This window comes from Streptomyces sp., from assembly GCF_031181705.1.
In the GTDB taxonomy this organism is placed as follows: Bacteria; Actinomycetota; Actinomycetes; order Streptomycetales; family Streptomycetaceae; genus Streptomyces.
Genome location: NZ_JAPSKN010000183.1, coordinates 1 through 6753 on the forward strand (window position 1 = coordinate 1; position 6753 = coordinate 6753).

Annotated in this window: 5 protein-coding genes; 1 reads left to right on the top strand and 4 read right to left on the bottom strand. The window is 70.4% G+C overall.

The annotated features are described in order from the left end of the window. Positions 1-84 precede the first annotated feature (84 nt). Genes RIN80_RS24600 through RIN80_RS24615 form a run of 4 tightly spaced genes read right to left on the bottom strand, consistent with a single transcriptional unit; the run spans position 85 to position 4632 of the window. Positions 85-1443, bottom strand: a complete 1359-nt coding sequence (locus tag RIN80_RS24600; protein ID WP_309097833.1) for a GH1 family beta-glucosidase — start codon at positions 1441-1443, stop codon at positions 85-87. 29 nt (positions 1444-1472) lie between these two features. Further along, on the bottom strand, positions 1473-2312 hold the full coding sequence (locus tag RIN80_RS24605) for a carbohydrate ABC transporter permease (RefSeq protein ID WP_309097838.1): 840 nt from the start codon (positions 2310-2312) through the stop codon (positions 1473-1475). Between the two features lie 8 nt (positions 2313-2320). Next, positions 2321-3310, bottom strand: coding sequence for a sugar ABC transporter permease (locus RIN80_RS24610; protein ID WP_309097834.1), 990 nt, complete (start codon positions 3308-3310; stop codon positions 2321-2323). A gap of 5 nt (positions 3311-3315) precedes the next feature. Next, on the bottom strand, positions 3316-4632 hold the full coding sequence (locus tag RIN80_RS24615; RefSeq protein WP_309097835.1) for a sugar ABC transporter substrate-binding protein: 1317 nt from the start codon (positions 4630-4632) through the stop codon (positions 3316-3318). Positions 4633-4885: 253 nt separating this feature from the next. Here RIN80_RS24615 and RIN80_RS24620 point away from each other — a divergent pair, with 253 nt between their 5' ends. Continuing rightward, a complete protein-coding gene (locus RIN80_RS24620) occupies positions 4886-6688 on the top strand; it encodes a coagulation factor 5/8 type domain-containing protein (protein ID WP_309097836.1) in 1803 nt (600 codons plus the stop codon). The last annotated feature ends 65 nt before the right edge of the window (positions 6689-6753 follow it).

A 6753-nucleotide genomic window follows, 5' to 3' on the forward strand; every position in this document is an offset into this window, starting at 1 on the left:
CGTGCCTGTCATGGGGGGGGCGGGGGGGGGTGCGCGGGGGGGGGCGCGGGCTCCCGCGCCCCCGCCCACCCCGGCGTTCGTGGCTCAGGCGGCTTCGCGCGCCCGGCTCCGGTGGGTCCGCACCACCTCGGCGTACCGGTGGCCCGTCCCCTTGATCGTGCGCCGCTGCGTCGCGTAGTCCACGTGCACCAGCCCGAACCGCTTCTCGTAGCCGTAAGCCCACTCGAAGTTGTCCAGCAGGGACCAGGCGAAGTAGCCGGCCAGCGGGGCGCCCCGGCGGGCGGCGGAGGCGCAGGCGGCGAGGTGCCGCAGGAGGTAGTCCTGCCGCTCGGGGTCGTCGACGGTGCCGTCGGGGCGGACGACGTCGGGGAAGGCCGAGCCGTTCTCCGTGACATACAGCCGGCGCGCGCCGTACTCCCGCGTGAGGCGGAGCAGCAGGTCCTCGATGCCGCTCGCGTCGATCTCCCAGTCCATGCCGGTGCGCGGGACGCCCTCCCGGCGGACGGCCCGGGCGTACGGGGCGGGACCTTCGGGGTCGTCGGCCACCGTCTGCGGGAAGTAGTAGTTCAGGCCCAGCCAGTCGAGGGGGGCGGCGATGGCCGCCGAGTCGCCGGGCTGCTCGGGCAGTTCGACGCCGTAGACCTCGCGCATGTCCTCCGGGAAGCCGCGGCCGTGCACCGGGTCGAGCCACCAGCGGTTGGTGTGGCCGTCCATGCGGCGGGCCGCCGCGAGGTCCTCGGGACGGTCGGAGGCCGCGTGGATGGTGGAGAGGTTGTTGACGATGCCCACCTGAGCGTCCGGGGCCGCGGCCCGGATCGCCCGGGCCGCGAGGCCGTGGCCCAGCAGCAGGTGGTAGGAGGCGCGGACGGCGGCGGTCAGGTCCGTCCAGCCGGGGGCCATCTTGCCTTCGAGGTGGCCGATCCAGGCCGAGCACAGGGGCTCGTTGAGGGTGGCCCAGTGGGTCACGCGGTCGCCGAGCCGCCCGGCCACGACCGAGGCGTACTCCGCGAACGCCAGGGCCGTGTCGCGCTCCGGCCAGCCGCCGCGGTCCTGCAGCGCCTGCGGCAGGTCCCAGTGGTAGAGGGTGACGGACGGGGTGATGCCGGCCTCCAGCAGGCCGTCGATCAGCTCGTCGTAGAAGGCCAGGCCCTTGGGGTTCACGGGGCCGTCGCCGCCCGGGACGACGCGCGGCCAGGCGATCGAGAGGCGGTAGGCGTTCACGCCCAGCTGCCGCATCAGGGCGATGTCCTCGCGCCAGCGGTGGTAGTGGTCGCAGGCGACGTCGCCGTGGTCGCCGCCGGCCGTCTTGCCGGGGGTGTGCGAGAAGGTGTCCCAGATCGACGGCGCGCGGCCGTCCTCCGCCACGGCGCCCTCGATCTGGTACGCCGAGGTGGCCGTGCCCCACAGGAAGTCGTCGGGGAGGGCGGCGAGGTCGATGGTCACGGAAGTCCCTTCGAGAACAGGCGAGTCGGTCACTTGACGGCTCCTGCCGTCAGGCCGGCGACGAGATAGCGCTGGAGCAGCAGGAAGCCCGCGACGACGGGGACGCTGACGACCAGCGAGGCGGCCATGATCTGGTTCCAGTACACGTCGTTGAGGGTCGAGTAGCCCTGGAGGCCGACGGCGAGGGTGCGGGTGGTGTCGTTGGTCATCACCGAGGCGAACAGGACCTCGCCCCAGGCGGTCATGAAGGCGTAGACGGCCACCGCGACGATGCCCGGGACCGCCGCCGGCACCACGACCCGGAACAGCGCGCCGAGCGGGCCGCAGCCGTCGACCAGCGCCGCCTCGTCCAGGTCGCGCGGCACCGAGTCGAAGTAGCCGATCAGCATCCAGATGGAGAACGGCAGCGAGAAGGTGAGATAGGTGAGGATCAGGCCGCCGCGCGACCCGAACAGGGCGATGCCCGTGGCGTTGCCGATGTTGACGTAGATGAGGAACAGCGGCAGCAGGAAGAGGATGCCGGGGAACATCTGCGTCGACAGGACGGTGACCGTGAAGACGCGTTTGCCGCGGAAGTCGTAGCGGCTGACCGCGTACGCCGCGAAGACCGCGATCACCACCGAGCAGACCGTCGCCGCGCCGGCCACGATCAGGGAGTTGACGAAGTAGCGCGCGAGCGGAACGGTCGACCAGATGTCGACGTACGGGCGGATCGTCAGCTCGGTCGGCAGCCAGCGGAACTTGCCCGTGACGTCCGCGAGCGGCTTCAGCGAGCTGGACACCATGACGTAGACCGGCAGCAGCACGAAGCCCGTCAGCAGCGTCAGGAAGACCCGCCGGGACCACAGGAAGGACCGGGGCGGGGCCAGGGGCGAACTCATGAGGCGGCCCTCCTTCCGCGCGAGGTCAGCACCAGGTACACGGCGGTCACCAGCAGCAGGAACAGCAGCAGGAGCACCGACATCGCCGAGCCCGTGCCGAAGTTCCAGGTGACGAACGACGCCTGGTAGATGTGCACCGAGATGAGGTCGGCCGCCGCCGGCGCGGTCCTGCCGAACAGCACGAACGGCGTGTTGAAGTCGTTGAACGTCCACAGGAACAGCACGAGGACCAGGACCTGGTTGACCGGGCGCAGCGACGGCAGGGTGATGCGGCGGATCTGCTGCCACACGCCGGCCCCGTCCAGGGCGGCCGCCTCGTACAGCTCGCGCGGGATGTTCTGCAGCCCGGCCATGACGATGAGGAACGCGAACGGCCAGCCCTTCCACACCGACACGGTCAGCAGCGCGATGAAGCTGTTGTCGCCGATGAGCCAGAAGGACGGCTTGTCGGTGAGGCCCAGCTGGTCGTGCAGGACGTGGTTCACCAGGCCGTTGTCGTGCTGGAACATGAACACCCAGGTGATGACGGCCGCGTAGACCGGCAGGGCGTACGGCACGAGGAACAGCGCCCGCAGCAGGCCGCGGCCCCGGAAGGTGTCCTGCATGAAGACCGCGGCGGCCGTGCCGATCAGCCAGCACAGGCCCACCGACAGCACCGTGAAGGCGATGGTGACGAGGAAGGAGTGCAGCAGTGCCTCGCCGACGGGGGCGTCGAAGTCCACCGACACCTTGTAGTTGTCGAGGGCGGACCAGGGGGCGGCGCCCCAGTCGCGGATGTAGAACTGCGTGAGCTCCTTGAAGCTCATCACGACGCCGATCACCATCGGCACCAGGTGGACGAGCAGTTCGAGGAGCAGCGCGGGCAGGAGCAGCAGGTAGGGCAGGCCGACGCGGCGGATCCGTCCGGTGCGGCGGCGGGGGCCGGGCGCCGCACCGGACGGGCTCGTGCGGACCGGCGGCGTGCCGGCTTCAACCGTGGTGGTCATGTCGCTCAGGCCGCCGGCATCTGCTGCTGGGCCTTCTCCAGGGCCGCCTTCACCGACGCGGTGGTGACGGCGCGTCCGGCGGCCGCGTCGGCGAACAGGTCCTTGATCGCCGTGCCGACGGCCGTCTCGAACTGCGACTCGTCGGCGACCTGCGGCAGCGCGACGGCGCTCTTGGCGAGGGTGTCCTTCAGGACCGCGTTGGCCGGGGTGGCGAAGGCGGCGTCCGACTGGGCGGACTTCACCGGCGGGATCGAGCTGTAGGCCTTGTTGAGGACCTTCTGCTCGTCGTCGCTGGTCATGAACTTCACGAACTTGGTGGCGCCGTCGAGGTTGTCGGTGTTCTTGAAGACGGCGAGGTTGATGCCCGCCACCATCGAGTTGACCTGCTTGCCGGTGCCGGGAGTGCCGGACTGCACGGGCACGGGCGCGACGCCGTAGTCGTCCTCGCTCATGCCCTGGGACTTCAGGTTGGCGGAGGCGGACTGCCACAGCAGCATCGCGGTCTTGCCCTTGGCGAAGTCGCTGACCGACTGGTTCTGCGCGTACTCGGCGTTGCCGGGCGCGATGACCTTGTCCTTGGCCATCAGGTCGACGTACTGCTTGACCGCGGCGACCGTGGCGTCGCCCGTGAAGTCCGCCTTGCCGTCGGCCGTGAAGAAGTCGGCGCCGTGCTGCTTGGCGAAGACGTAGGCGTGGTGGATGTTCTCGGACGCGTTCGAACCCTCGGCCCCCAGGCCCCACTTGCCGTCCTTGGAGAGCTTCTTCCCGGCGGCGACCAGCTCGTCCCAGGTGGCCGGCGGCTTGGAGACGCCCGCCTCGGCGAACATCTTCTTGTTGTAGTAGAGCGCGTACGCCATCGAGTACAGCGGCACCGCGGCCGGGTCCTTGCCCTCGGCTCCGGTGGAGCCGAGCGCCGAGTCGACGAAGCGGTCCCTGCCCCCGATCTTGTCGAAGTTCTTCGCGTCCCAGGGCAGCAGGGCGCCGGTGGCCTGGAGCGAGGCGGTCCAGGTGTTGCCGATGTTCAGCACGTCCGGGCCCTGGCCGGAGGTGGTGGCGGTGAGGATCCGGTTGAGCAGGTCCGACCAGGGGACGACCTCCAGCTTCACCTTGATCCCGGTCTGCTTCTCGAACTTGTCGAGTTCGGGCTGGAGGACCTTCTTGTCGATCTCGATGCTGGCGCCCTGGTTGGAGGCCCAGTACGTCAGCGTCTTGGGCGAGTCGTTGGACCCGCCGCCGGTGGCGGAGCCACCTCCGCAGGCCGAGGCCGCGAGGACGAGTGACAGGGTGACGGCGCCGGCTGCCGCGGCTCGGGTACTGCGCATGCTGCTCGTGTCCCTTCCGGGAGGACGGGAGTTCGCCCCCCAGACCGTGCTCCCCCGCCGGGAGGGAGCCGTCATGGCTTAATTTAGGACGTGAGTTAATCCCTGGAAGGCGGACACGTCAAGGGTTTCGACGCACTCTCCGAACCTTCGCCGCACCCCTTGACGCATCTGTTCCACGGATGAACTATTCAGCGGCGAGAGAGCGCTCCCCACACCCCACACCGTTCACTTCCTGAACCAGGAGAGCCGCCCCATGCCCACTGACTCCCCGACCTCCGGCCTGCCCTCCCCCGGCCGCCGAGCCGTCCTCGGCGCCGCGGCCGCGGCCACCGTGCTCGCCGGCCTGCCCGGTACGGCCTCGGCCGCCCCCGCCGCCGGGAAGCGGCCCGCACGCAGGAAGCCGCGCGCCCTGCCCGGCGGCGGCGACCTCGGCCCGAACGTCGTCGTCTTCGACCCGTCCACGCCGAACATCCAGGGCAGACTGGACGAGATCTTCCGGCAGCAGGAGTCGGCCCAGTTCGGCACCGGCCGCTACCAGCTGCTGTTCAAGCCCGGCACCTACCACGGCCTCAACGCGCAGATCGGCTTCTACACCTCGATCTCCGGCCTCGGCCTCTCCCCGGACGACACCACCATCAACGGTGACATCACGGTCGACGCGGGCTGGTTCAACGGCAACGCCACCCAGAACTTCTGGCGTTCGGCGGAGAACCTGGCCGTGGTCCCGGTCAACGGCACCAACCGCTGGGCGGTGTCCCAGGCCGCCCCGTTCCGCCGGATGCACGTCCGCGGCAACCTCAACCTCGCCCCGACCGGGTACGGCTGGTCCAGCGGCGGCTACATCGCCGACAGCCGGATCGACGGCCAGGTGCAGCCGTACTCGCAGCAGCAGTGGTACACCCGGGACAGCGCGATCGGGGGGTGGCTCAACGGCGTGTGGAACATGGTGTTCTCCGGCGTCGAGGGCGCCCCCGCGCAGGGGTTCCCCAACCCGCCGTACACCACCCTGGCCACGACGCCCGTCTCCCGCGAGAAGCCGTTCCTGTACCTCAGCGGCAGCGAGTACCGGGTCTTCCTGCCCGAGAAGCGGACCAACGCCCGGGGCGTCACCTGGGGCAACGGCACCCCGCGCGGCACCTCCCTGCCGCTGACCCGCTTCTACGTCGCCAAGCCGGGCGTCTCCGCGGCCACGCTCAACCAGGCCCTGGCCGAAGGGCTGCACCTGCTGCTGACGCCGGGCATCTACCACCTGGACCGGCCGATCCGGGTCGACCGTGCCAACACCGTGGTGCTGGGCCTCGGGTACGCGACGCTGATCCCCGACAACGGCGTCACCGCGCTGCGCGTCGCCGACGTCGACGGCGTCCGGCTGGCCGGGTTCCTCGTCGACGCCGGGCCGGTCAACTCCGCGACGCTGCTGGAGATCGGCCCGCCCGGCGCCTCCCGGGACCACTCCGCCAACCCGACCACCGTCCAGGACGTGTTCATCCGCATCGGCGGGGCGGGCCCCGGCAAGGCCACCACCAGCATGGTCGTCAACAGCCGCCACACCATCGTCGACCACACCTGGGTCTGGCGCGCCGACCACGGCGACGGCGTCGGCTGGGAGACCAACCGGGCCGACTACGGCGTCGTCGTCAACGGCCATGACGTCCTGGCGACCGGCCTGTTCGTGGAGCACTTCAACAAGTACGACGTGCAGTGGTTCGGCGAGCGCGGCCGCACGATCTTCTTCCAGAACGAGAAGGCGTACGACGCGCCGAACCAGGCCGCGATCCAGAACGGTTCGATCAAGGGCTACGCGGCCTACCGGGTCGGGGACAACGTGACCAGCCACGAGGGCTGGGGCCTGGGCAGCTACTGCTACTACAACGTCGACCCGACCATCGTGCAGCACCACGGCTTCGCCGCGCCCATCCGGCCCGGGGTGCGCTTCCACGACCTGCTCGTGGTCTCGCTGGGCGGCAACGGGCAGTACGAGTGCGTCATCAACGACACGGGGGCGCCCACGTCGGGGACGTCGACCGTGCCGTCGACGGTGGTGTCGTACCCGTAGGAACGGGCCGGCACCCAGGGGAACGAGCCGGCGCCCGTAGGAACGGGCCGGCACCCAGGGGAACG

Excerpts from the sequence above, each read along its gene's own strand:
- RIN80_RS24610 (WP_309097834.1), bottom strand. The coding sequence starts at position 3,310 with ATGACCACCACGGTTGAAGCCGGCACGCCGCCGGTCCGCACGAGCCCG.
- RIN80_RS24615 (WP_309097835.1), bottom strand. The coding sequence starts at position 4,632 with ATGCGCAGTACCCGAGCCGCGGCAGCCGGCGCCGTCACCCTGTCACTC.
- RIN80_RS24620 (WP_309097836.1), top strand. The coding sequence starts at position 4,886 with ATGCCCACTGACTCCCCGACCTCCGGCCTGCCCTCCCCCGGCCGCCGA.